This window comes from Luteibacter sp. W1I16 (assembly GCF_050434905.1).
In the GTDB taxonomy this organism is placed as follows: Bacteria; Pseudomonadota; Gammaproteobacteria; order Xanthomonadales; family Rhodanobacteraceae; genus Luteibacter.
The window spans coordinates 1,944,675-1,966,714 of record NZ_JBNDJJ010000001.1 but is presented as its reverse complement, the minus strand read 5'-3'; the positions used below and the strand labels follow the sequence as shown (position 1 = coordinate 1,966,714).

General features: G+C 66.8%; 23 protein-coding genes. 16 read left to right on the top strand and 7 right to left on the bottom strand.

The genetic code is table 11. The annotated features are described in order from the left end of the window. The first annotated feature begins 57 nt into the window (after positions 1 to 57). From atpD to glmU, 4 genes are all read left to right on the top strand, one after another. Positions 58 to 1,470: a F0F1 ATP synthase subunit beta gene (gene atpD / locus QFZ41_RS08755; protein ID WP_371023646.1), complete on the top strand. Its 1,413-nt coding sequence runs from the start codon at positions 58 to 60 to the stop codon at positions 1,468 to 1,470. A 39-nt stretch (positions 1,471 to 1,509) separates the two neighbouring features. Continuing rightward, complete coding sequence (locus QFZ41_RS08750) at positions 1,510 to 1,935, top strand: F0F1 ATP synthase subunit epsilon (protein WP_306848216.1); 426 nt, start codon at positions 1,510 to 1,512, stop codon at positions 1,933 to 1,935. A 225-nt stretch (positions 1,936 to 2,160) separates the two neighbouring features. Further along, positions 2,161 to 3,237, top strand: a complete 1,077-nt coding sequence (locus QFZ41_RS08745) for a DUF748 domain-containing protein (RefSeq protein ID WP_429198407.1) — start codon at positions 2,161 to 2,163, stop codon at positions 3,235 to 3,237. Positions 3,238 to 3,304: 67 nt separating this feature from the next. After that, entirely contained in the window at positions 3,305 to 4,684 is a 1,380-nt protein-coding gene (glmU, locus tag QFZ41_RS08740) for a bifunctional UDP-N-acetylglucosamine diphosphorylase/glucosamine-1-phosphate N-acetyltransferase GlmU (RefSeq protein ID WP_429198406.1), read from the top strand. An 84-nt stretch (positions 4,685 to 4,768) separates the two neighbouring features. Here the strand turns inward: glmU and QFZ41_RS08735 are convergent, their stop codons facing one another. Further along, positions 4,769 to 5,737, bottom strand: coding sequence for a pteridine-dependent deoxygenase (locus tag QFZ41_RS08735; protein WP_429198405.1), 969 nt, complete (start codon positions 5,735 to 5,737; stop codon positions 4,769 to 4,771). Between the two features lie 194 nt (positions 5,738 to 5,931). Here QFZ41_RS08735 and QFZ41_RS08730 point away from each other — a divergent pair, with 194 nt between their 5' ends. The 6 genes from QFZ41_RS08730 (at position 5,932) to QFZ41_RS08705 (ending at position 10,867) form a co-directional block, all read left to right on the top strand. Then, on the top strand, positions 5,932 to 6,204 hold the full coding sequence (locus tag QFZ41_RS08730) for a phosphopantetheine-binding protein (RefSeq protein WP_429198404.1): 273 nt from the start codon (positions 5,932 to 5,934) through the stop codon (positions 6,202 to 6,204). A gap of 106 nt (positions 6,205 to 6,310) precedes the next feature. Continuing rightward, positions 6,311 to 6,625, top strand: coding sequence for a hydroxymyristoyl-ACP dehydratase (locus QFZ41_RS08725; protein WP_429198403.1), 315 nt, complete (start codon positions 6,311 to 6,313; stop codon positions 6,623 to 6,625). After that, positions 6,622 to 7,569: an acyltransferase gene (locus QFZ41_RS08720; protein ID WP_429198402.1), complete on the top strand. Its 948-nt coding sequence runs from the start codon at positions 6,622 to 6,624 to the stop codon at positions 7,567 to 7,569. The genes QFZ41_RS08725 and QFZ41_RS08720 overlap by 4 nt, the downstream gene beginning before the upstream one ends. Next, positions 7,493 to 8,137, top strand: a complete 645-nt coding sequence (locus QFZ41_RS08715; RefSeq protein WP_429198401.1) for a LolA-related protein — start codon at positions 7,493 to 7,495, stop codon at positions 8,135 to 8,137. The genes QFZ41_RS08720 and QFZ41_RS08715 overlap by 77 nt, the downstream gene beginning before the upstream one ends. Further along, positions 8,134 to 10,458, top strand: coding sequence for an MMPL family transporter (locus tag QFZ41_RS08710; protein WP_429198400.1), 2,325 nt, complete (start codon positions 8,134 to 8,136; stop codon positions 10,456 to 10,458). The genes QFZ41_RS08715 and QFZ41_RS08710 overlap by 4 nt, the downstream gene beginning before the upstream one ends. Next, on the top strand, positions 10,433 to 10,867 hold the full coding sequence (locus QFZ41_RS08705) for a phosphotransferase (protein WP_429198399.1): 435 nt from the start codon (positions 10,433 to 10,435) through the stop codon (positions 10,865 to 10,867). Before QFZ41_RS08710 ends, QFZ41_RS08705 begins: the two co-directional genes overlap by 26 nt. A 116-nt stretch (positions 10,868 to 10,983) precedes the next feature. Here QFZ41_RS08705 and QFZ41_RS08700 read toward each other — a convergent pair whose 3' ends face one another. The 4 genes from QFZ41_RS08700 to QFZ41_RS08685 are packed head-to-tail and all read right to left on the bottom strand — an operon-like array spanning position 10,984 to position 15,370. Next, positions 10,984 to 12,576 carry an NAD(P)/FAD-dependent oxidoreductase gene (locus QFZ41_RS08700; RefSeq protein ID WP_429198398.1) on the bottom strand — a complete coding sequence of 531 codons (1,593 nt, stop codon included), beginning with the start codon at positions 12,574 to 12,576 and terminating at the stop codon, positions 10,984 to 10,986. A 27-nt stretch (positions 12,577 to 12,603) separates the two neighbouring features. Further along, complete coding sequence (locus tag QFZ41_RS08695; RefSeq protein WP_429198397.1) at positions 12,604 to 13,374, bottom strand: glycosyltransferase family 2 protein; 771 nt, start codon at positions 13,372 to 13,374, stop codon at positions 12,604 to 12,606. Then, positions 13,371 to 14,171 (bottom strand): beta-ketoacyl synthase chain length factor, encoded by an 801-nt coding sequence (locus QFZ41_RS08690; protein WP_429198396.1) that lies wholly within the window; start codon positions 14,169 to 14,171, stop codon positions 13,371 to 13,373. The genes QFZ41_RS08695 and QFZ41_RS08690 overlap by 4 nt, the downstream gene beginning before the upstream one ends. Next, complete coding sequence (locus tag QFZ41_RS08685; RefSeq protein WP_429198395.1) at positions 14,168 to 15,370, bottom strand: beta-ketoacyl-[acyl-carrier-protein] synthase family protein; 1,203 nt, start codon at positions 15,368 to 15,370, stop codon at positions 14,168 to 14,170. Before QFZ41_RS08685 ends, QFZ41_RS08690 begins: the two co-directional genes overlap by 4 nt. 114 nt (positions 15,371 to 15,484) lie before the next feature. On the opposite strand from QFZ41_RS08685, the gene QFZ41_RS08680 reads away from it, so the two are divergent. Both QFZ41_RS08680 and hemF read left to right on the top strand, forming a co-directional pair. Then, positions 15,485 to 16,195: a YdcF family protein gene (locus QFZ41_RS08680; RefSeq protein WP_429198394.1), complete on the top strand. Its 711-nt coding sequence runs from the start codon at positions 15,485 to 15,487 to the stop codon at positions 16,193 to 16,195. A 94-nt stretch (positions 16,196 to 16,289) separates the two neighbouring features. After that, positions 16,290 to 17,192 (top strand): oxygen-dependent coproporphyrinogen oxidase, encoded by a 903-nt coding sequence (gene hemF, locus QFZ41_RS08675; protein WP_429198393.1) that lies wholly within the window; start codon positions 16,290 to 16,292, stop codon positions 17,190 to 17,192. A 6-nt stretch (positions 17,193 to 17,198) separates the two neighbouring features. Here hemF and QFZ41_RS08670 read toward each other — a convergent pair whose 3' ends face one another. Next, complete coding sequence (locus QFZ41_RS08670) at positions 17,199 to 17,849, bottom strand: hypothetical protein (RefSeq protein WP_429198392.1); 651 nt, start codon at positions 17,847 to 17,849, stop codon at positions 17,199 to 17,201. A gap of 157 nt (positions 17,850 to 18,006) precedes the next feature. Here QFZ41_RS08670 and gpmA point away from each other — a divergent pair, with 157 nt between their 5' ends. Both gpmA and QFZ41_RS08660 read left to right on the top strand, forming a co-directional pair. Then, complete coding sequence (gpmA, locus tag QFZ41_RS08665; protein ID WP_429198391.1) at positions 18,007 to 18,741, top strand: 2,3-diphosphoglycerate-dependent phosphoglycerate mutase; 735 nt, start codon at positions 18,007 to 18,009, stop codon at positions 18,739 to 18,741. 125 nt (positions 18,742 to 18,866) lie between these two features. Beyond that, positions 18,867 to 19,397, top strand: coding sequence for a DUF1453 domain-containing protein (locus tag QFZ41_RS08660; protein ID WP_429198390.1), 531 nt, complete (start codon positions 18,867 to 18,869; stop codon positions 19,395 to 19,397). Positions 19,398 to 19,425: 28 nt separating this feature from the next. On the opposite strand, the gene glnK is transcribed toward QFZ41_RS08660, so the two are convergent. Then, a complete protein-coding gene (gene glnK / locus QFZ41_RS08655) occupies positions 19,426 to 19,764 on the bottom strand; it encodes a P-II family nitrogen regulator (RefSeq protein ID WP_306848181.1) in 339 nt (112 codons plus the stop codon). Between the two features lie 179 nt (positions 19,765 to 19,943). Here glnK and ubiK point away from each other — a divergent pair, with 179 nt between their 5' ends. Together ubiK and QFZ41_RS08645 are read left to right on the top strand one after the other, a co-directional pair. Then, a complete protein-coding gene (gene ubiK, locus QFZ41_RS08650; RefSeq protein ID WP_429200206.1) occupies positions 19,944 to 20,195 on the top strand; it encodes a ubiquinone biosynthesis accessory factor UbiK in 252 nt (83 codons plus the stop codon). Between the two features lie 172 nt (positions 20,196 to 20,367). Beyond that, positions 20,368 to 21,867: a YifB family Mg chelatase-like AAA ATPase gene (locus tag QFZ41_RS08645; protein ID WP_429200205.1), complete on the top strand. Its 1,500-nt coding sequence runs from the start codon at positions 20,368 to 20,370 to the stop codon at positions 21,865 to 21,867. Positions 21,868 to 22,040: the final 173 nt, after the last annotated feature.

Below are 22,040 nucleotides of genomic sequence, written 5' to 3'. Positions count from 1 at the left end.
GGCGACGCGAAAGCGGCGCCGCTACAGAACCTAAAGAAGATTCATCCGGAGCATTCCATGAGCCAGGGTAAAGTTGTTCAGATCATCGGCGCGGTCGTCGACGTCGAATTCCCGCGCGACCAGGTACCGCAGGTCTACGACGCACTGAAGATCGACGGCACCGAGATCACCCTCGAAGTGCAGCAGCAGCTCGGTGACGGCATCGTGCGCACCATCGCGCTCGGTTCCACCGACGGCCTGCGCCGCAACCTCATCGCCCGCAACACCGGCGAAGGCATCAAGGTGCCGGTCGGCAAGGCCACGCTCGGCCGCATCATGGACGTGCTCGGCAATCCGATCGACGAAGCCGGTCCGATCGGCGAGCAGGAAAAGTGGGTCATCCACCGCGAAGCCCCGTCGTACGACGAACAGGCAGCCGCCAGCGAACTGCTGGAAACCGGCATCAAGGTTATCGACCTGATGTGCCCGTTCGCCAAGGGCGGCAAGGTCGGCCTGTTCGGCGGCGCCGGCGTGGGCAAGACCGTCAACATGATGGAGCTCATCAACAACATCGCGAAGGCGCACTCGGGTCTGTCCGTGTTCGCCGGCGTGGGTGAGCGTACGCGTGAAGGTAACGACTTCTATCACGAGATGAAGGATTCCAACGTTCTCGACAAGGTCGCGATGGTGTACGGCCAGATGAACGAGCCGCCGGGCAACCGCCTGCGCGTCGCCCTGACCGGCCTGACCATGGCCGAGTTCTTCCGTGACGAGAAGGACGAGACCGGCAAGGGCAAGGACGTCCTGCTCTTCGTCGACAACATCTACCGTTACACGCTGGCCGGTACCGAAGTGTCCGCGCTGCTCGGCCGCATGCCGTCGGCCGTGGGTTACCAGCCGACGCTGGCCGAGGAAATGGGCGTCCTGCAGGAGCGCATCACCTCGACCAAGACCGGTTCGATCACCTCGATCCAGGCCGTCTACGTTCCCGCGGACGACCTGACCGATCCGTCGCCGGCGACCACCTTCGCGCATCTGGACGCGACCGTGACGCTGAGCCGTAACATCGCCTCGCTGGGTATCTATCCGGCGGTGGATCCGCTCGATTCCTCCAGCCGTCAGCTGGACCCGGCCGTCATCGGCCAGGAGCACTACGACACCGCGCGCCGCGTGCAGATGACGCTGCAGCGCTACAAGGAACTGAAGGACATCATCGCCATCCTCGGCATGGACGAGCTGTCGCAGGAAGACAAGGAAGCCGTGTCGCGCGCCCGTAAGATCGAGCGCTTCTTCTCGCAGCCGTTCCACGTGGCCGAAGTGTTCACCGGTTCGCCGGGCAAGTACGTGGCGCTGAAGGAAACCATCCGCGGCTTCAAGATGATCCTCGACGGCGAGCTGGACTACCTGCCGGAACAGGCCTTCTACATGGTCGGCGGCATCGACGAAGCCATCAAGAAGGGCGAGGAGATGGGTGCGAAGAAGGCTGCATAAGCCCTCTTTCCCCATCCTCGACCAACGGAAGACCAGCCCATGACCCATACCATCCGCGTCGACATCGTCAGCGCCGAAGCCGAGATCTACTCCGGCGAAGCCACGCTCGTGGTCGCCACCGGTGAGCTTGGCGAGCTGGGCATCGCGCCGCGTCATGCCCCGCTGATCACTCGCCTGAAGCCCGGTCACGTGGACGTGGTGGCCGCCAACGGTGAGCGCCAGCAGTTCTACGTCTCCGGTGGCATCCTCGAGGTGCAGCCGCAGGTCGTGACCATCCTCGCCGACACGGCGGCCCGCGCGGCCGACCTCGACGAGGCGGCCGCCCTGAAGGCAAAGGAAGAGGCGGAGGCCGCACTGGCCAACCGCGGCCCGCAAATGGACGTCGCCGAAGCCCAGGCCAAGCTGGCGGAGGCACTGGCCCAGCTCCAGGCACTCGAACGCATGCGCAAGACGCTCAAGCACTGACCGGCGAATACCGATCAAGGAAGCCCCTCCCAGGAGGGGCTTTTTCGTTATTGGGCTCCCATTTGGTGGGAGCCCGCTCTGGTGGGAGCCGAGTTGGCGTGGTGCTTTTGGTGGGAGCCAGTAGTCCCCTACCAGGGCCCGCAGTTTCCACCGGAACCGGTAGTCTTCATCCGAAAATGACTAGGGCGGCGCAACACTCGATGACTACGTCACTTTAGTCGCATCATGCGCATCCATTACCGTCGCAGCCTCTGGATCATCGGTGTCACCGCCGTCGTGCTCATCGCGGCGCGGCTGGCCCTGCCGTACGTGGTGCTCGACTATCTCAACGGCCGCCTCTCCCGCATGGGAGCGTATTCGGGGCATATCTCCGACATCGACATCCACCTCTGGCGGGGCGCCTACTCCATCGACAGGCTCACGGTCACCAAGGTGGACGGCAAGGTGCCGGTGCCGTTGTTCGATACCGCGCGGGCGGATATCTCCCTCAGCTGGCGGGCGATCGCGAAAGGACATATTCGTGGAAAGATCGATTTCCACGAGCCCGTCGTGAACTTCGTCGATGGCCGCGGCGAGGGCGACACCCAGACGGGCAAGGGCGTGGATTGGCGGGCGCAATTGCGCGCCCTGGTGCCGACGCAGCTCGACGAGGTGAACGTGTTCAACGGCACGATCACCTTCCGCAATTTCGTCTCGAGTCCGAAAGTGGACCTGAAGATGACCGACGTCAATGGCACGGCGACCAACCTCACGAACGTGCAGCGCGAGGGAGGATCGCGCGTGGCGCACCTGCATGCCACCGCGAAAGTACTCGGCGACGCGCCCCTTGAAACGCGGGCGGAGTTCGACCCGCTGGAGCGGTTGGGCGACTTCCGCTATGAGTTGAGCATCCGCGACATCAAGCTGGTGAAGGCGAACGATCTGGCCCGTGCTTACTCCGGACTCGATTTCGCGGGAGGCGAGGGCGATTTCTTCATGGAATTGCAGGCCAGGGATCGCCGCCTCAGCGGGTATGCCAAGCCCTTGTTCCACGGCTTGCAGATCTTCAGCTGGAAGCAGGACGTCGAACAGGAAAAGAAGAATCCCCTGAAGCTCGCCTATGAGGTGGTCGCCGAGGGGGTGACGAAGATCTTCAAGAACCACTCCAAGGACCAGTTCGCGACGCGCGTCCCGATCTCGGGCACCATCGACGACAAGAACGTTTCCGCGGGCGAAGCGATCCTCGGCATCCTGCGAAATGCCTTCGTCGAGGCGTACAAGCCGAACCTCGAGCACCTGACTGAGCGGCCGAAGGACGACTAGCCGACTTGGCACGGCGGCGTAAACGCGCGAAAGTGCGGCCCTCCCTTACAGGCAGGCAAGCGTGCCCATGACCGTCAAGCCACTCCATGTCCTGATCCTCGCCGCGGGCGAGGGCAAGCGGATGAAGTCCGCGACCGCAAAGGTGCTCATGCCGCTTGCCGGGCGACCCTTGCTAGCGCACGTGATCGACACCGCCCGGACGCTGGACCCCGCGGGCATCCACGTCGTGCATGGCCATCACGGGCAACAGGTGCGCGACGCTTTCGTGGACGACGCGTCGCTGGCGTGGATCGAGCAGCGCGAACGCCTTGGAACGGGCCACGCCGTGCGTACCGCGCTCGAAGCCATGCAGGCGGCAGGCAAGCTGGAGGGCCGTGTACTCGTCCTGTACGGGGACGTGCCGCTCATCCGCGCGGAAACACTGCAGGCCCTCGTGGCCGCCGACGACGGTCTCGCCATGCTGGCGACCCGCCTCGCCGACCCCCGGGGTTACGGGCGAGTCGTGCTCGACGCCACCGGAAGGGTTCGCCATATCGTCGAGGAAAAGGATGCGAGCGCGGCGCAGCGTGCGATCGATCTGGTCAATACGGGCATCGTCGCCGCCGACGCGTCGCGCCTGCTCGCGTGGACGCAGCGCCTTGGCAACGACAACGCGCAGGGCGAGTTCTATCTCACCGATATCTTCGAGATGGCCGCCGCTGAGAACAACCCCGCCGCCTGCGTGGATTGCGACGCGGTCGAGGCTTCCGGCGCCAACGATCCCTGGCAGTTGGCCGGCCTCGAAGCTTTTTACCGCGAGCGGAGCGCACGGGCGCTGGCAATGGCGGGCGCCCGTCTCGTCGATCCGTCACGACTGGACGTGCGTGGCAAGGTCATCGTCGGACGGGATGTCGAGGTGGACGTCAACGTCATCTTCGAGGGCGACGTGGAACTCGGCGACAATGTGCGTATCGGTCCCTTCACCCGAGTGCGCAACGCGAAGCTCGCCACCGGCACCGTGGTACTCGCGCACTGCGACCTCGATGGGGTGGTGACGCATGGGCCCTGCACGATCGGTCCCTTCGCGCGGCTGCGCCCGGGCACGGATCTCTCCGCGGGCGTGCATATCGGAAATTTCGTCGAGACGAAGAACGCGCGGATCGCCGAAGGATCCAAGGCGAACCACCTCAGTTATCTCGGCGATACCGTCATCGGCAGCAAGGTGAACATCGGTGCGGGCACCATCACCTGCAACTACGATGGCGTGAACAAGAGCCGCACCACGATCGAGGACAACGTCTTCGTCGGTTCGAACAGCGCCCTGGTGGCACCGGTCACGCTGCATGCGGGATCGACCATCGGCGCGGGATCCGTCATCACGAAGGACACCCCGCCGGATGCGCTGACCCTGTCGCGTGCCCGCCAGGGCACGATCGAGGGCTGGCACCGGCCTACGAAGAAGGGATAGAGCATCGCCGACAGGGTCGGCTCCCACCCAACACGGCTCCTCGTGAAGCCCGAATGTCTGGTGGGAGCCGACCCTGTCGGCGATTCAGGCGCGGTAGCGCCAGCCGTCGATCTCCACCAGCAACTCCGCGCGGCAGACATCACCGTGCACGAGCAACAAGGGAGCGTCCGCGAAGTGCGCCGCGGCGAAATCGCGCACGGTCTCCTCATCCTCGGGACGCCGCACGTAAACCTTCAGCGGCGCGTGCGGACCGAATCCACGCGGCATGCCGCCGGTATCCAGCAACGTCTCCAGGTTGCGCAGCGTTTCCGCCAGCTGCGCGTCGATGTCGCCCGCATGCGCCGAGGTGTGACCGACCACCGCCGCGGTGCCGGATATCGCCAGCACGTCCTTGGCGGGCAAAAGCGTGGCGCGCGCGAAGCTCGGCGGAGTACGCCCGTACTGGCGCGGGTAACGCCATGCGCTCACCTGGCGCGGGTTTTCCACGCGTGTGCCGGGGCGGTCCGTCGAGAGGAGGTAGACCTGCAGCAGCCCCGGATCGGCGTGATGCCCGATCGCCGTGGCAGCGGGAAATCCCTGGGCGAAGATCTCACCCATGCCACCGATCCGTCCGGTGCAGAAGTGCTTGTACCGCTCCTCGTCACCCGTACCCGCGTTGATCGCGCCAAGGTAGTTCCATATGCGCTGGACGTGCCGCTCGTCGGCCGTGGCCACGAAGCGCGACAGCAACCCATACGCGTACCGCGCTGCGCCTTCGGGCCCGCCGTGGGCATCCTCGTGGCACTCCACCGCGGCGTACAGCCAGCCGCCGCCACGCGACCAGCGCAGGTCGCCCTCGCGGCCGAAGCTCACTTCGCCGTCCACGTCCCACACTTCGGCGGGGGCATCACCCAATGGTTCCAGCGCGACGCGCAGCCAGCGGGGATCATCATGAGCGGGAGCCGCGCCGCCGAAGCCGAAGGCCGCCAGGGTGGAGGGTGACAAGGCCCCGGCCGGGGGCCGGTAGCCCACCCGTGGCGAGGGAGGGGCCGTGAGCGGCGACCGCTCACGCATTTCACTTCCTGGGAGCATCGAGTCTTCCGTCCTGCGCGTTGGGCGCATGATATCGCCCCCACGCCGGCCCGGAGCGTGAACGCGCGTCCATCAGGCTGAACACGTCCCTAAGCGACGCCAAAGACCCCTGTGTTAAGCTTCGCGGTCGCTGCCATCCGGGGGGAGGCAGGAACATCCAGGACCTGGAAACACCAATGGCAACGCAGACCGCAGCACAGCACGAACTCGCCGAACTCATCGTCACCAGCCTCAATCTCGAAACGGTGAAACCCGCTGACATCGATCCCGAGGCACCCCTGTTCGGCGGCGACCTGGGCCTGGATTCCATCGATGCGCTGGAAATCGCCCTGGCCGTGTCCAAGCGCTACGGGTTCCAGCTGAAATCCGACAATCCGGACAACCGGACGATCTTCACGAGCCTGCGCACGCTGTCCGAGCACATCGAGCAGCACCGCGCCGCGGCCTGACCGTCGTTCAGGTCGCACTTGCCCGGGGCGTGCTTTGCTTCGCCCTGGACGACCAGGTGCGAGCCGCTCTCGCCGGCATGGCCCCGATCGTGCTCCGGAGATACCGATGACCGATCCGACCGACATCGCACCCTGCGTGCGCCCGCTGCGTTTCGACGCGGCACATCCCAGTTTTGCCGGTCACTTCCCGGGGCGCCCGATCGTGGCAGGCGTACTGCTGCTCGAGGCGGTGGCTTCGGCGCTGCGGGAATGGCGGGGACTGGCGGTGCGCCAGGTGATCGATGCCAAGTTCCTCGCACCGCTCCTGCCTGAAGAGGACGCCGAGATCGAACTCGCCGCGATCGACGGTGCCCGTTTCCGTTTCACGATCCGCCGCGCCACCGAGACCCTCGCGCGCGGCACGATCGAGGGAGCGGCATGAGTCACTGGAAGCAACGCGAAGGCGGTGGCCTGTTCGCCATCTGGCTGATCCGCACGATCGCGCTGAAGCTCGGCCGCGGTGTCGCCCGTTTGCTGCTCTACCCGATCACCCTGTACTTCTTCCTGCGCCGCGCCGATGAACGCGCCGCCTCGCGTGCGTACCTGACGCGCGTGCTGGATCGTCCGGTCTCGGGCTACGACGTCTTCCGCCACATCCACATGTTCGCCGCGACCCTGTTGGACCGCATGTTCTTCCTCGCCCACGGCGAACGCGATTTCGTCGTCGATGTGGAGGGCCTGGCCGAACTCGACCGTTGCATCGACGCCGGCCGTGGCGTGCTGCTGATCGGTTCGCACCAGGGCAGTTTCGAGGCGTTGCGCGCGCTCGGCGCCCGCCGGCCGGACGTACCTTTGCGCGTCGTGCTCGACAAGCAGAAGACACCGGCGCTCACCGCCATGCTCGAGGCGCTCGCGCCGGACGTGGGCGCCGCGGTGATCGACGCTTCGCGCGGCGGCGCATCCGTCGCGCTGGCGATGGCCGAAGGCGCCGCGCAGGGTGGCATGGTCGCCCTGCTCGCGGACCGTGGCCATCAGGGCGAGGCCACTTGCCGCGTTCCCTTCCTGGGCACGCCTGCGCCGTTCCCGGCCGGACCGTGGCTGCTCGCGTCGGCGCTGAAGATTCCCGTGGTGCTGTGCATGGGCATCTATCTCGGTGGCAATCGCTATCGCCTGATCTTCGAGGCATTCTCGGACGGCATCGACATTCCGCGGGCGCGACGCGCGGCTGCCCTCGAAAGTGTCGTGGCCCGCTACGCGGCGCGCGTGGAGCACTACGCGCGCCTGTATCCCTTCAACTGGTTCAATTTCTATGACTTCTGGCAAGAAACTGGTCCTGCTGACGAGCCTGCTGCTGCCGCTGCCTTGCGTCGCCACTCCGACGCCTGACGCGGACGCCGCCAAGGCACTCATCACCAGCCTCAACCGGCCCGCACCCGCACGCACCGCTTTCGCCGAGGCTCGCTTCATGCGAGTGCTCGACAAGCCGCTGGTGGTCTCGGGTGAGCTGGCGTGGCTCGGAGGCGACCGGCTCGAGCGCCGTGTCGACAAGCCGACGAAGGAAACCTCCACGATCGCCGACGGGGAAGTCACCCAGGAACGGGAGGGCAAGAAACCGCGAAGCTTTTCGCTGAAGCGCGCGCCGCAGCTGAAGGTGTTGCTCGACAGTTTCGTCGCGCTGCTCGCCGGCGATCCCTCACGGCTCGGCGAATCCTTCGAAGTCAGCCTGGGGCGTGATGCCGATCGCTGGCAATTGACCCTCACGCCGCGCGATCCACGCATCGCGAAGCAGATCGCGGGTATCCACGTGTACGGTAGCGGCAACACGCCCCGCTGCATGCGCATGGACGAAAGCGATGGCGACACGTCCATCGACCTGCTCGGCGACCTCGCCACGAAGATGCCGGCCGAACCGACCCGCGAAGGCCTCATCGCGCAGTGCGGCGGCGCGATGTGAAGGGCGCTCGCCTCGGCATACTCGTCGCCTGGCTCGCCGCGCTCGGCCTCCTTGGCGCTGTCGTCGCCACGCAGCTGAAGGTCGGGACGGATCTGCGCAGCTTCATGCCGGCGCCGACGACTCCGGACCAGAAACTATTGATGGACCAGGTGGGCGAGGGTCCGGGTTCGCGCCTGCTCCTCGTCGCGATCGATGGCGGCGATGACGCCGGCAAGGCCGCCCTGAGCCGCGGACTCGCCGCCGCGTTGCGCAAGGATCCCGCCTTCACCCAGGTGGTCAACGGCGATTTCGATCTCGGCATGCTGGACACCCGTCTGCTGCCCTACCGGTTCCTGCTGTCGCCCACGCTGGACACGCAGGCGCTGGACGAGGACTACCTCGCCGACCAGCTGCAACAACGCCTGGACGATCTGGGATCGCCCGCGGCGACCCTGCTCAAGGGTCTGTTGCCTCGCGACCCCACGCTGGAGACCCTGAAACTCGCCGAGCGCTGGACGCCGGTACGTTCGCCCGACGTGCGCGAAGGCGTGTGGTTTTCCTCGCGCGGGGAAGCGCTGATGCTGGCGCAAACGCGCGGCGCAGGCTTCGATCCCGGTGCGCAGGATGAAGCGATCGGCCACTTGCGCGCCGCGTTCGCGGCATTGCCGGGCAGCGCCGCTTCCCATCTGGCGATCAGCGGTCCCGGTTATTTCACGGTGGTGGTGAATGCGCAGACGCGTGACCAGGCCGACTGGATCGGCCGGATCTCCACCATCGGCTTCATCGTGCTGATGCTCGCCGCTTACCGCAGCGTGAGCAGCCTCGTCTTCGGCGCCTTGCCCGTGGCGACCGGTGCGCTCGCCGGCATCGCCGTGATGACCGTGTGCTTCACCGAAGTGCACGGGATCACGCTGGCTTTCGGGTTCACCCTGCTCGGCGTGGCGCAGGAATACCCCATTCGCCTGCTCAGCCACCGCCGTGCGGGTGAGTCGGCCGTGGCGAGCGTGAAGGGCCTGTGGCCGCTCCTGCTGACAGCGATCGCGTCGGCATGCATCGCTTACCTCGCGTTCTACGCTTCCGGCGTGGGCGGCCTGAAGCAACTCGCCGTGTTCACCATCACCGGTTTGCTGGCCGCGGGATTCACCACCCGTTATGCGCTTCCCTACCTGTTGCCCGAGCGCGCACGCGACGTGGCCGATACGCCGGGGCTGGCCCGCTTCCGTGGCTGGCTCGACGGTTTGCCGCGCCCGCGATGGTTGCCGGTTCCGGTGGCGGCGGCCGCGGTGGCGATGCTCGTGTTCGCTCCGGGGCCCTTCTGGCAGAACGACCTGTCGGCCCTGACCCCGCTGCCGCGCGACCTGCTGATGACCGACGCGCGACTGCGTGGCGAACTGGGCGCGCCCGATGTGCGCTATCTGCTGGTCGTACAAGCCCCGACGGCTGATGGTGTCCTGGCAGCATCGGCGAAGCTGGAGCCACGGTTGCGCGAGCAGGTGGCGGCGAAGACGCTCGACGGATTCGAATTGCCGTCGATCTACCTGCCCGACCTGGCGACGCAGCGTGCACGCCAGGCGAAGTTGCCGGACAGGGCGACGCTGGACGCGGCGCTCGACGGTGCGCTGGACGGCATGCCATTTCGCAAGGATCTCTTCGCGCCGTTCGTGGACGACGTGGAGACGGCCCGCGGCGCGCCCTTGCTCACGCCGGAGGCGTTCGCCCGCTCACCCCTCGGGCAACGGCTCGCGGCGATGCTGGTGCCGCGCGGCGACCATTGGGTGGGCCTGTCCGCGTTGAGCGGCGTGCACGACGCGGCGGCCGTCGCCTCAGCCGTGGCATCGGCGGGCGCGAATGCGCGCCTGCTCGATCTCAAGGACGCGTCCGAATCGCTGGTGGCGGAATACCGCACGCGGATCCTGCACGCGTTGCTCGCGGCGACGCTGCTGTTGCTGGTCACCATCACGCTGGCACTGCGCAGCGTGCGCCGCGCGTGGCACGTGCTGGCGCCCATGACGCTGGCGACCTTCCTTGTGCTGGCCGTGGAACGCATGGCGGGCATTCCGATATCGCTGTTCCACCTCGTGGCCCTGATCCTCGCCGCCGGCCTTGGCCTGCACTACGCGCTGTTCTTCGAGCGCGACACGGGCGACCCCGCCGAGCAACGGCGCACCTTGCATGCGACCGTGGTGTGCGTGATCTCCGCCTTGCTCGTGTTCGGCATGCTCGCGTGGTCGTCGATCCCCGTGTTGCGTGCCATCGGCCTCACCGTGTCGCTCGGCGTCGCCTTCCACTTTTGCCTCTCCATCCTGATGGCACCCCATGCTCGCCAAGACCGACTTCATTGACCTGGTGCCCCATGCGGGCGACATGTGCCTGCTCGACGCCGTGGTGGCGTGGGATGCTTCGTCGATCCACGCGACCAGCACGAATCATGTATCGGTGTCGCATCCGCTGCGTGGCGAGGGTGGGCTGCATGCGGTGCACCTGGCCGAATACGGCGCACAGGCGATGGCCGTCCACGGCGCCTTGCTGGCGCGCGAAGGTGGTGCGACCGAACCCCGGCCCGGCATGCTGGTGAGCCTGCGCGGCGTGAAGCTGGGCGTGGAGCATATCGACAGGCTGGAAGGCGCGCTCGACGTGCATGCCGAATGCCTGATCGCGGACGAAGGCGGCGCGCAGTACGCTTTCCGCATCGAGCACGAAGGGCGCGAGATCGCCTCCGGCCGTGCCGCGGTCATTCACCCGGCGGGATGACGGCCGGCCCGGAGGGGCTGCTTGAAAGGGGACTGATGAGGAGCCTGACCGCTTCCCTCCGGGCCGGCCAGGAGAGTCTGCGCGGCGCCCGTCTCACGGATCGCGACAGGGCGGTCTCAGGCGACGCGCGCGAAGAGGGCCATGCGCGCGTCCTGCGCGAGCAGGTGCTCGTTACCTTCTTGCAGTGAGGGGTGATCCGCCGCGGCGCGCTCGACGATGCTGGCAGCCAGGGAGCGCATCATGCGGACGTTCTCGCGTAGCCGATAAGCGAGCGCCTCGTCGTCGAGCGTGTCGTGCAACGTCGCATTCATCGTCGCGAACCAGGTGAGGTCGCGCTGGTCCATCATGACCTTGCGGTTGCGGCCTTCCGACACGCTGTGCCAGCGCTGGAAGAACGCCTGCATCTCCGTGTTGAGATCCGCCGATGCCATGAGTTCGGGCCCCATGCGGGTGATGAATTCCCCGTCGCCCAGGCGTTCCTGGAAAACGATCTGGCAAAGCACGCCCCAGTAATAGGCGTAGTCCCAGATGACCTTGATCGGCAGGACTTCCGGATCGCCGAACAGGTTGTACTGTCCCCGATACATCCGCAGCGTTCCTTCGTAGAAGGAGAAGAAAAGCCGCTCGTAGTGGCGCGCATGCGCGTTGAGTTTCTCGCCTTCCCGGTCCAGGCCGACCAGCAGCGTGATGTACGTGTTTGCGATGGCGATGAAATCGCTGCCGGGGGAGTAGAACGGATCGAGGAACGCGCCGGCTTCGCCCGTGAGGCCCCAGCGGTCGGAAGAGAACATCCGCGCGCAGCCATACGAAAAATGCCGGAAGAACGCGAAGTCGAGCAACTTGTCCCGCCGGCTGGCCACCTGCCGGGCGACGACGGGCTGGTGCTTCCGCAGCCACTCCAGCGCCAGGTCGAAGGTCTTCATCGTTTCCAGCGGGTGCATGGACGCATCCGCCACGATGCCGACGGAATGGGCGCCCGACGATAACGGGATCAGCCACACCCAATAGCCTGGCCCGCATAGATGATTGGTGGATCGCCAGCGCTCCGGCGGCTCGCAGCGTCCTTTCCATGCCGTGTCGTCGCACCAGCCGTCGATCTCCAGCCTGTCGTCGATCCGGAACCACACCGCGTTGGCGTGATGTCCGTTGTCCCGGGTCAGGTCGAGCTTGCGGCGCATGAGGCCGGCGCGGCCGGATGCATCGAGCAGCCAGCGTGCCCCCATGCTTTCGCTGCCCTGGGACGTCTCGAAGCGCACGGTGTGCGCCAATCCGTCCTTGCCGATGTCGAAGCCCCGCACCGTGGCGCCTTCGCGCAGATCGATGCCGCGGCGGACGGCTTCCTCGCCAAGGAAGTTCTCGAGGATGCCGCGGTCGATCTGGTAGCTGGGGGTCGGCAGCACCGCGCTGACACCCAGCTCGGTCACGTCGGCGAGATCGTCCCGTCCCTCCGAGAAGAAGAAACGGAACCCGAACTTACGGATGTGCGCCTCCTCGAAGTGGCTGCGCAGCCCCAGGGTATCGGTGAAGTAATGCGCTGCGATCTCGACGGTCGACTCACCCACCTTGTGCGCCGCTTCCGGCAGCGGACGGACCTGCCGGTCGAGCACGACGATGTCCATGTCGGGGTACGCACCCTTCAGCTGCATGGCCAGGGTCAACCCCGCGAGGCCTCCTCCCATGATGACGGCGTCGTGCGGCTTGCGATCCATCGATTCGACCTCGTGCGCGTTGGAGGATCAGTGTTCCGTATGCCGTGTCTCGCGTTCGTCGACGATCGTCGGTCTGGCACGCGATCGGCGGTAACTGGCGACGGCCTCGCCGTAGTGGATGATGCGGCCGAGCGTATAGAAGGTGATCCGGCTCACGTCGCGCACCGGGCTGAAATGGCTCAGCCGGAACTCGCCCTGGTAGCGTGAAGCGATGGGCACCGACACCACGCCCACCCCGCGCTCCCGGCAGGCGGTGATGAGCACGGCGGCCTCGAAGACGAAATGTTCCGCCGGCAGATCCACGAGGTCCAGCGTTTCCCTTGGGTACAAGCGCTGTCCGCTCTGCGTGTCCGCGATGGCCCGCCCACACGCCCAGGAGATGCCCCAATCGGCCACCGCGTTGGCACGGCGACGGCCGGGTGGTTGTTGTTCGCGTTGCAGCAGGCGTGCTCCGATCACGATGCTTCCGGGATAGCGGTGGCTCGCGGCGAGCATGGCCGGAATGTCGGAGGCGAGGTGCTGGCCGTCGCCGTCCATGGTGACCACCGCGTCGTAGCCGTGACGAAGGGCCTCGCGGAAGCCGGTGCGTAGCGCCTCCCCCTTGCCGCGACGCGTTTCGTGGCGGAGCAGGGTCACCGGCAGGGCGCTCACAATGTCTGGTGTGCGGTCGTCGGAGCCGTCGTCGACGACGATCACGGGGAGGCCGAGCTCGAGCGCTTCGCCGACGACGCGGCCGATGGCGCGTTCCTCGTTGAGGCAGGGAATCAGGATGCAGTAGCGCGGAGCGGCGGCGCTCACGGGGCGACCTCCACATCGATATGGAGATCGAGGCCCTGCGCCGCCGGCAGGCGCAGGGCCGTGGAACGGGTCACCGCGAGCGCGCGCATGAGAGGTATGGCGCGTGCCGACGGGTTGCTGGACGCGATGCCGTCGAGCCATGCGTCGCCAAGGGCTTCGCTTGCGCTGTTGCCGGGCTCCGGCGTGATGTAGAGGCGCACAGCGGCACCATCCGCCCGTGGCGACAAGACCAGGGCCACGGCGAACGGCCCGGTGGTGCTGGTCATGCCACCCAGCGGACCGGTGCCCGCGATGTCGTAGCTGGCCAGCAGCACGTCACGCTCGTCGGCCACGGCCAGGGTGGCCGCCTCGAGCAGGCCTGCGCCGAAGGCGTCTTCGCCGCCGGAAACGGCACTGGAACTGGCGTGGCAATGGGTGGCGATGGTCCAGTAGCCAGCGGGCGCGTTATGCACGGAGTTGTGGAACCGCGTGGGCGACAGTTCCATGGGCGCCCGCGCCAGCGTTTCGCACATGTAGTCGGTGATCACCTGGTCACCGTGCGCCGAGGCGAAAACACAGGGCAGGGTGGCTGCGTCGAGGCCACTCATCGTTACCGCTTGCCCGGCCACCGCCACCGCCAGCAACACGCTTTCCGGCGCGCGGCGACGCTCGTTCGGTGGCAGGACCTCGGCGCGCGGCCGCTCGTTGGCGGCCGGCGTGGCGGCACCGGTGACGATCTCGCGGAACGCGTGCCAGTCCACCGCGCCCGGCGCCCACAGGCCGATGCCCTTCACCCATACGGACAACGCCGCGCTCATGCGGCGTGTCCCGCGCGGGCGAAGGCGAGGCAGGCGTTGTTCCCGCCGAAGCCGAAGGAGTTGCTCAGCGCGATGCGGATGTCCCGAGTCTCGGTTTGCCACGCCATCTGCGGTCCGCACAGCGGGTCGGGCTCGTTCGCGCCGAGGCTGCCGGGGACGCGCCCGTCGCGCATCGCCAGCAAGGTGAGCACCGCCTCGAGGATACCGGCGGCGCCCAGCGTGTGGCCGGTGAAACCCTTGGTGGAGCTGGCCCGCGTGCTGGCGGGGAAGGTGCGCGCCACGAGGGCGGCCTCGACCTCGTCGTTCTTCTGGCTGGCCGTGCCGTGCAGGTTGATGTAGTCGACATCGCCGGGCTCGATGCCGGCGCGGGCCAGCGTGTCGCGTAACGCCAGTCCGGCGCCGAGGCCTTCCGGATGCGGCGTGGACATGTGGTGCGCGTCGCTGGCTTCGCCATAGCCGATCAGGAGCGGCGCATCGGCCGGTTCCGTCACCCGTTCCACGATGGCGAAGCCGGCGGCCTCGCCGATCGAGATGCCGCTGCGCCGCGCATCGAACGGACGGCACGGGTCGGGCGACACCAGCTCCAGCGAGTTGAACCCGAATAGCACGCTATCGCACAGGCTGTCGGTGCCGCCCACGATGGCGGCATCGACCAGGCCTAGCCGGATCATCCGCTCCGCGTTGGCGAACACCTTCGCGCTCGACGAGCAGGCGGTGGCGACGGTGAGGCAGGGCCCGTCGAGATCGAACGCGGCGGCGACGAAACCGGCGAGCGAATGGGGTGTGTGCAGTACCGGCCGATGCAGGTCCGCCGGCATGCGCCCGTGGTCGAGCCGCCGGTAGCCTTCCTCGGTCGCCCCGATACTCGCGGTCGACGTGCCCAGCAGCACCGCGACGCGTCCCGCGCCGTAACGTTCGCGCGTGGCGCGCACCGCATCGGCGAAGCCATCCTGGCGCAGCGCCAGCCAGGCCAGCCGGTTGTTCCGGCAATCCCACTGGGACAGTCCGGCTGGCAATGGTTCGTCCTCGACACCGCCGACGCGGCCTATCCAGCAGTCGAGCGGAGCGACGCTGAAGTCGTTGGGCGAAAGGCCGCCGCGTGAGGCGGCGAGGGCGTCGGCGTGGGCCTGGAGGCCGCGGCCTAGGGCGGAGGTGGCGGTGTACGCACGGATCGCGAGCGGAGGCATGGGATGGGGCATGCGACGAGCCTATCCTTTTTGATCGATAGCGTCGCGTGAACGCGGACAGGCGTTCAGGCGATTGCACGCCGTGCCCGGAATACGCAGACTGCGCGTCTCCCCGGGACCGTCCCCATGTCCGGTATCCAAGCACCCAAAATCCTGCGCCGCGGTGTCTGGCGGTACCTGAGCGACCGCGACATCCTGGTCGCGGCGCTGGTGACCGCGATCCTCTTCGCGGCCAGCCTCGGCCTGCTCTATGTGGCGCATTTCGTCCGTGTCTGCTGGCTTGCCGGCCGTAGTCCTTCGCGGGTGACGGAACGCCGGATCATGCTCGTCTTCGGCCGCCGGCTCGTCCATGACCGTCTCGAGGGCGATTTCATCGGACGCCTCGCCCGCGTCCGGCAACACGCGCTGGAAGGGACGGCGGAACGCGTGCTCCTGCTCGGTGGCTTCAGCGGCGGAACGGTGAGCGAGGCGGAAGCCGGGCAGCGCTGGTTGTCGGCCGAAGGCTGGCCGCCGACCGTGCCGATGCTGCTGGAACAAGTGTCGATCGACTCCCTCGAGAACCTGCGGCACGCGCGGGTGCTGTTGCGTGAGAGCGACGATGTTCCCCTGCCACGGGTTTGTCTCGTCACCAGCCGCTATCACCTCGCCCGTTGCCTCTACCTCGCCCGCCGCCTGGGCTTCGACGCCACGCCACTCGCCGCGGAAGAACGCTTGCCGCTGACCCGGCGCTATGTGACGAGGCTCTTCCTGGAGGCGGGTTACCTGATGTGGATCGACACCGGCATGCGCTGGGCGGCGCTGACCGGTAACCGGCGCATGGCAGGGCGCATCACCTGATCCGTCCGCTCCACGCGGCGGCGTGCCGCAGCGGCCTCGTCGCCACGTCTTGCTAAGCTCCGTCTATCCCACCCCTCAGAGGCCACGCCTTCCCATGTCCGGACAAGCCGACCTTGCCGAATCGTTCCTGCGCGGGTTGCAGGACCGCATCTGTGCCGCCATCGAAGCGGTCGATGGCAAGGCACGCTTCGAGGAGGACGCGTGGACGCGTCCCGCCGGTGGTGGTGGGCGCACGCGCGTGCTGCGCGAAGGTGGCGTCTTCGAACAAGCGGGCGTGAATTTCTCGCGGGTGTCCGGCTCGCCGCTGCCGCCCAGTGCCACGGCGCATCGGCCGGACCTCGTCGGGGGCAGCTTCATCGCCACCGGCGTGTCGCTGGTCCTGCACCCGCGCAATCCCTATATCCCCACCACCCACGCCAACGTGCGGTACTTCGAGGCATCCAGGGAAGGCGCGGAGCCGGTCTGGTGGTTCGGTGGCGGGTTCGACCTCACGCCGTTCTATCCGTTCGACGAGGACGTGCGCCACTGGCACGGCGTGGCGAAAAGCCTCTGTGAGCCCTATGGCGACGATGTATATGCGCGCTACAAGCGCTGGTGCGACGAATATTTCTACCTCAAGCACAGGGGCGAGACGCGCGGCGTGGGTGGCCTGTTCTACGACGACCTGAACGAGGGCGGCTTCGATCGCTGCATGGACTTCACCCGCGACATCGGCGAAGGGTTCCTGGATGCGTACCTGCCGATCGTGGAGCGCCGCCGCGAGATGTCCTGGGGCGAACGCGAACGCGAGTTCCAGCTGTACCGCCGCGGCCGCTACGTGGAATTCAACCTCGTCTACGATCGCGGCACGTTGTTCGGGTTGCAGTCGGGTGGCCGCACGGAATCGATCCTTATGAGCCTGCCGCCACGCGTGCGCTTCGAGTACGCCTATGCGCCGGAGGCGGGCAGTCCCGAGGCGCGGCTGCAGGAATACCTGAAGCCGCGCGACTGGATCTGACGCTGCTTACGGTGCGCTGCCCGAGAACTTCTTCGCGGTCGCACCTTCGATCTTGCCGACCGTCGCGGAATCGCTGACGTAGAGGTCGACGTCGCGCTCGAAGGTGAGCGAGCCCTGCACGACGGCATGCGGGCCGATCACGATCTTCGGCTTGCGGTCGTTGTTGTTGAACCAGCTCATCGAGGGCTTCTTCACGAGGAGGCCGCCTTCGACCTGGGAGCCTTCGCCTATCGTGACATCGGCATTGACCGTTTCGATGCCGCCGCCCACGTGTGCCTGGTCCAACGAGATCTCGCCGTTGACGTTCGACAGGTGACCCTTGATGTCGGCACCGCGATCGAGCCGCACCCGGCCGTTGACGGTCTCCACCTCGTCGCTGACCTTCGCCTTCTCGTGCAGGGTGACGGCGCCATTGACCGTCTTCAGGACGGTCGCCGTGGCGGATTCGCCGAGCTCGACGGCCCCATTGACGGTGCTGGCTTTCTGTACGACGGCGCGGTCGCCGATGCGAACCGAACCATTGACCGAATGGACGTCCCCGGCGTGCTGCCCGGCCTCGACCGTGGCGCTGCCGTTGACCTTGCTGATGTCGTCGTCGGCCAGGGCCGCGCCGGAAACGGAAAGGGCGATGAGCAGGGAAAGAAGGGTGCGGCGCATGTGTGGGACTCCACGGGACTGGACCCCTAGGATGCTCCTGAACCGGGGAAGGTTTAGCGTGACTGACGGCACGGGTGGCGTGGTGGGTGCCGCCCGAAGTTGACGGGTTCCTGTGCAGGTTCCAACATCGGATTTTTCCCTTCACACGTTGAACGCCATGTACAAGCTCGTCATGATCCGCCACGGCCAGTCGGCCTGGAACCTCGAGAACCGCTTCAGCGGCTGGGCCGACGTCGACCTCAGCGAGCAGGGCATCGCCGAGGCCCGGGAGGCTGGGCGCCTGCTCAAGGACGCCGGATTCACGTTCGACGTGGCGCACACCTCGTACCTGAAGCGCGCCGTGCGGACGCTCTGGCACGTACAGGACGAGATGAACCTGATGTGGATCCCGGTCGTGACCGACTGGCGGCTCAACGAACGCCATTACGGCGCCCTGACCGGCCTCAACAAGGCAGAGACCGCCGCCAAGTACGGCAACGAGCAAGTGCATATCTGGCGCCGCAGCTACGACACCCCGCCGCCGCCGCTGGAGCCGGGCGCGACATCCTTCGCCGACGACGGCCGCTACGAGGGCATCGATGTCCCGTTGACGGAATGCCTGAAGGACACCGTGGCCCGCGTGCTGCCTTATTGGCACGAAGTACTGGCGCCGGCCATCCGCGCGGGTGGCAACGTGCTGATGGCCGCGCACGGTAATTCCATGCGTGCGCTGGTGAAGTACTTCGACGGGATTTCGGACGAGGATATCGCCGAGTTGAACATCCCCAACGGTATCCCGCTGGTCTACGAATTCGATGCGGCCCTGAAGCCCGTGAAGCACTACTACCTGGGCGACCAGGCGGAGATCGAGGCCAAGATGGCCGCCGTGGCGAATCAGGGCAAGGCCAAGTAAGAAGCCGACCCGGGCCCGTGATGGGGAGGGTGACATCCGTCACCCCCGATGGGTCACAACCGCCCCTCGAACCAAAATGGCGACTCGCTAATCTAGCCTCACACCGACCAACCGAGGCCCATGCCATGCTGGCTCCATCCGCCATTTCGTTCATCGTCGCCCCGCTGATGGCCTTCGCCATCTATCGCCGAGTCCGTGGGAGCTTCGGCAGGCAGCCGATCCGCACGAAGCGGATGACCGTCCGGGTGGTCATGTTCGCCGTCATCGTGGGCCTCATGATGCTCTCCGGCCTGCAGGACATCCGGCTGGCCGAGGGCGCGCTGGGCGGGGCCGCGATCGGTGCCTCTCTGGCGCTCCTGGTGGGCTTGCGCCTGACCCGGTTCGAGCAAGGCACCGACGGTACCGACTTCTACATTCCCAATCCCTGGGTCGGGGGCGCGTTATCGGCCCTGCTGCTGGGGCGGCTGGCGTGGCGTTTCCTGGTGCTGGCGCCGGCGTTCGTCGGTGGGGCAGGCACGGCGGTGCAGGGACCGGCCCCGGGCAACAGCCCGCTGACGATGCTCGTGGTGGGCCTGACCGTGGGTTACTACCTGGCCTATTACGCCGGTGTGCTGATTCATCACCGTCGTCACAAGCGGCAGTGGCAGGCAGCCTGACACCTCACTTCATCCGCGACGCCCTCGGTCAGAGGGCGTCGTTGTCCAGTTCACCGGTGCGGATACGGACCACCTGATCCAGTTGGCTGACGAAGATCTTTCCGTCGCCGATCTTGCCCGTCCGCGCGGCCTGCTGGATCGCTTCGACCACGCGCTCGATCTGGTCGTCCGCCACGGCGACCTCGAGCTTGATCTTGGGCAGGAAGTCGACCACGTATTCCGCGCCCCGATAGAGTTCGGTGTGGCCCTTCTGCCGGCCGAAACCCTTCACTTCCGTCACCGTCACGCCCTGGACGCCCACGTCGGCGAGGGCCTCGCGGACGTCGTCCAGCTTGAACGGCTTGATGATGGCGACCACCAGCTTCATGTATGACTCCTCGGGGCGCGGCCGGCCGCCGGCGCGCGAAAGACCATTGTGCCATCCGGGTCCCGAATCGTCTCCATACGGTGGCTTGTAGGAAAAACCCTACACGACGTGTGGGCGAACGCCTATAGCGCCTACAATCCCATCACTTAGAATTCATCCACGACATCGAGGTGCGCAAGATGGATGTGCAGGGTATCGATCAACTCGCACAGCGGTTGGCATCGTTGGTTCCGCCAGGGTTGGCGCAAGCGCGTGAGGACATGCAGGCCAACTTCAAAGACATTCTGGCGCAAGGACTTCGCCGCCTCGATCTCGTAACCCGCGAAGAATTCGACGTTCAGAGCCAGGTGTTGGCCCGTACGCGCGAAAGGCTGGAAGCCTTGGAAAAACGGCTTGCCGAGCTCGAGGCAAGCACGCAACACGGCCAGTAGGAAGGCCACAGGTCCCGGGACCGCCCCCGATCCGTCACCCTCACCCCGAGAGCGGTCGGGGGCGGTTATTTTCCCAGAGAGCGCAAGGAGTGCGTATGCGAGCCGGATCCTTCACGGATCGCGCGTGGTCGTACTCCCAGACGATCCGTTACCCGTTACGATATTCATCGTCATGAGCCTCGCCGTCACCCTCTCGCGCGCGCAGGAAGGTGTCACGGCGCCGCAAGTGGTCGTCGAAGTCCACCTCTCCGGCGGTCTGCCATCCACCTCCATCGTCGGACTGCCCGAAGCGGCGGTCCGTGAAGCGCGCGACCGCGTGCGCGTGGCGATCCAGAATACCGCCTTCGAATACCCGAATCGCCGCATCACGGTGAATCTCGCGCCAGCGGAGCTGCCCAAGGACGGCGGCCGGTTCGACCTCGCCATCGCCCTCGGCATCCTCGCCGCGGGATCCCAGGTGCCGCGCGAACGTCTCGACGATTGCGAATTCCTGGGCGAGCTCGCCCTTTCCGGTGAGTTGCGTGCCGTCCCGGGTATCCTCCCGGCGCTGATCCGCGCCCGCCGTTGTGGCCGCCGCATCGTGGTGCCGCGCGCCAACGCGGCCGAGGCCGCGTTGATCGGGGAGGGCGATGTCCTGCTGGCGGACAGTCTCGCCGAGGTTTGCGCCTGGCTGAGTGGCCATGCCGAGCTGGCCGCGCCTGCCGCCGCGGACTTCTACGACATGCCCACCTGCGGCCCGGACATGCGAGATGTGCGCGGCCAGTATCAGGCGCGGCGCGCCCTTGAGATCGCGGCGGCCGGTCGTCATCACCTCATGCTGATCGGCCCTCCTGGCACGGGCAAGACGATGCTGGCGGAACGCCTGGCCGGCATCCTTCCGCCGATGACGGAGTCCGAGGCGCTGGAAAGCTGCGCCGTCCGGTCGTTGTCGGGCGAGGAGATCGATCCCGGGTGCTGGCGCCGGCGTCCATTCCGCGCGCCGCACCATACGGCATCGGGCGTGGCCCTCGTGGGCGGTGGATCGTCGCCGCGTCCCGGTGAGATATCCCTGGCGCATAACGGCGTGTTGTTCCTCGACGAACTCCCCGAATTCAGCCGGCACGTCCTCGAAGTCCTGCGGGAGCCATTGGAGTCGGGGCAGATCGTCATTTCACGCGCCGCGCGCCAGTCGACTTTCCCGGCGGAGTTCCAGCTCGTCGCCGCGATGAATCCCTGTCCCTGCGGCTATGCGGGCGATCCCCTGCATGAATGCCGTTGCACGCCTGACCAGGTGCAGCGTTACCGCGGCCGCATCTCCGGCCCGCTGCTCGATCGCATCGATCTTTGCGTCGAAGTACCACGCGTCGCCATCGCCGAACTTTCCTCCGCCCGCGGTCCCCATGACGACGACAGCGCAACGGTACGGCAGCGCGTGATCAAGGCGCGCGAGAAAGCCTTGCTGCGCGCCGGCCAGCCCAATTCCGAGTTGAGCGTGGTCAACCTCGAACGCGATTGCGCACTGCCGTCGGCGGAGCGCGAGTGGCTGGAGAGTGCGCTGGACAAACTCGGCGCCTCGGCACGCGCGTATCACCGCATCTTGCGCGTGGCGCGGACGATCGCAGACATCGAAGGTGGCAGCGGGTGCGTGGAACAGGCGCATCTGGCGGAAGCTTTGCATTACCGGCGGTTCTAATGCGTTTGTCAGTCGGTGATACGTATGCATGCGTCACGGGGCGGCTTACGTTTGAATGCCCGATCCTTACCGGGTAGCGTGGGCGAGATCCGCTATGGGACCTTCATCGAAGAGACGAGAGTGATCGGGCAGTGAATGCCGGTGCACGGTGTTCTGCGTCTCGTCCCCCAGGA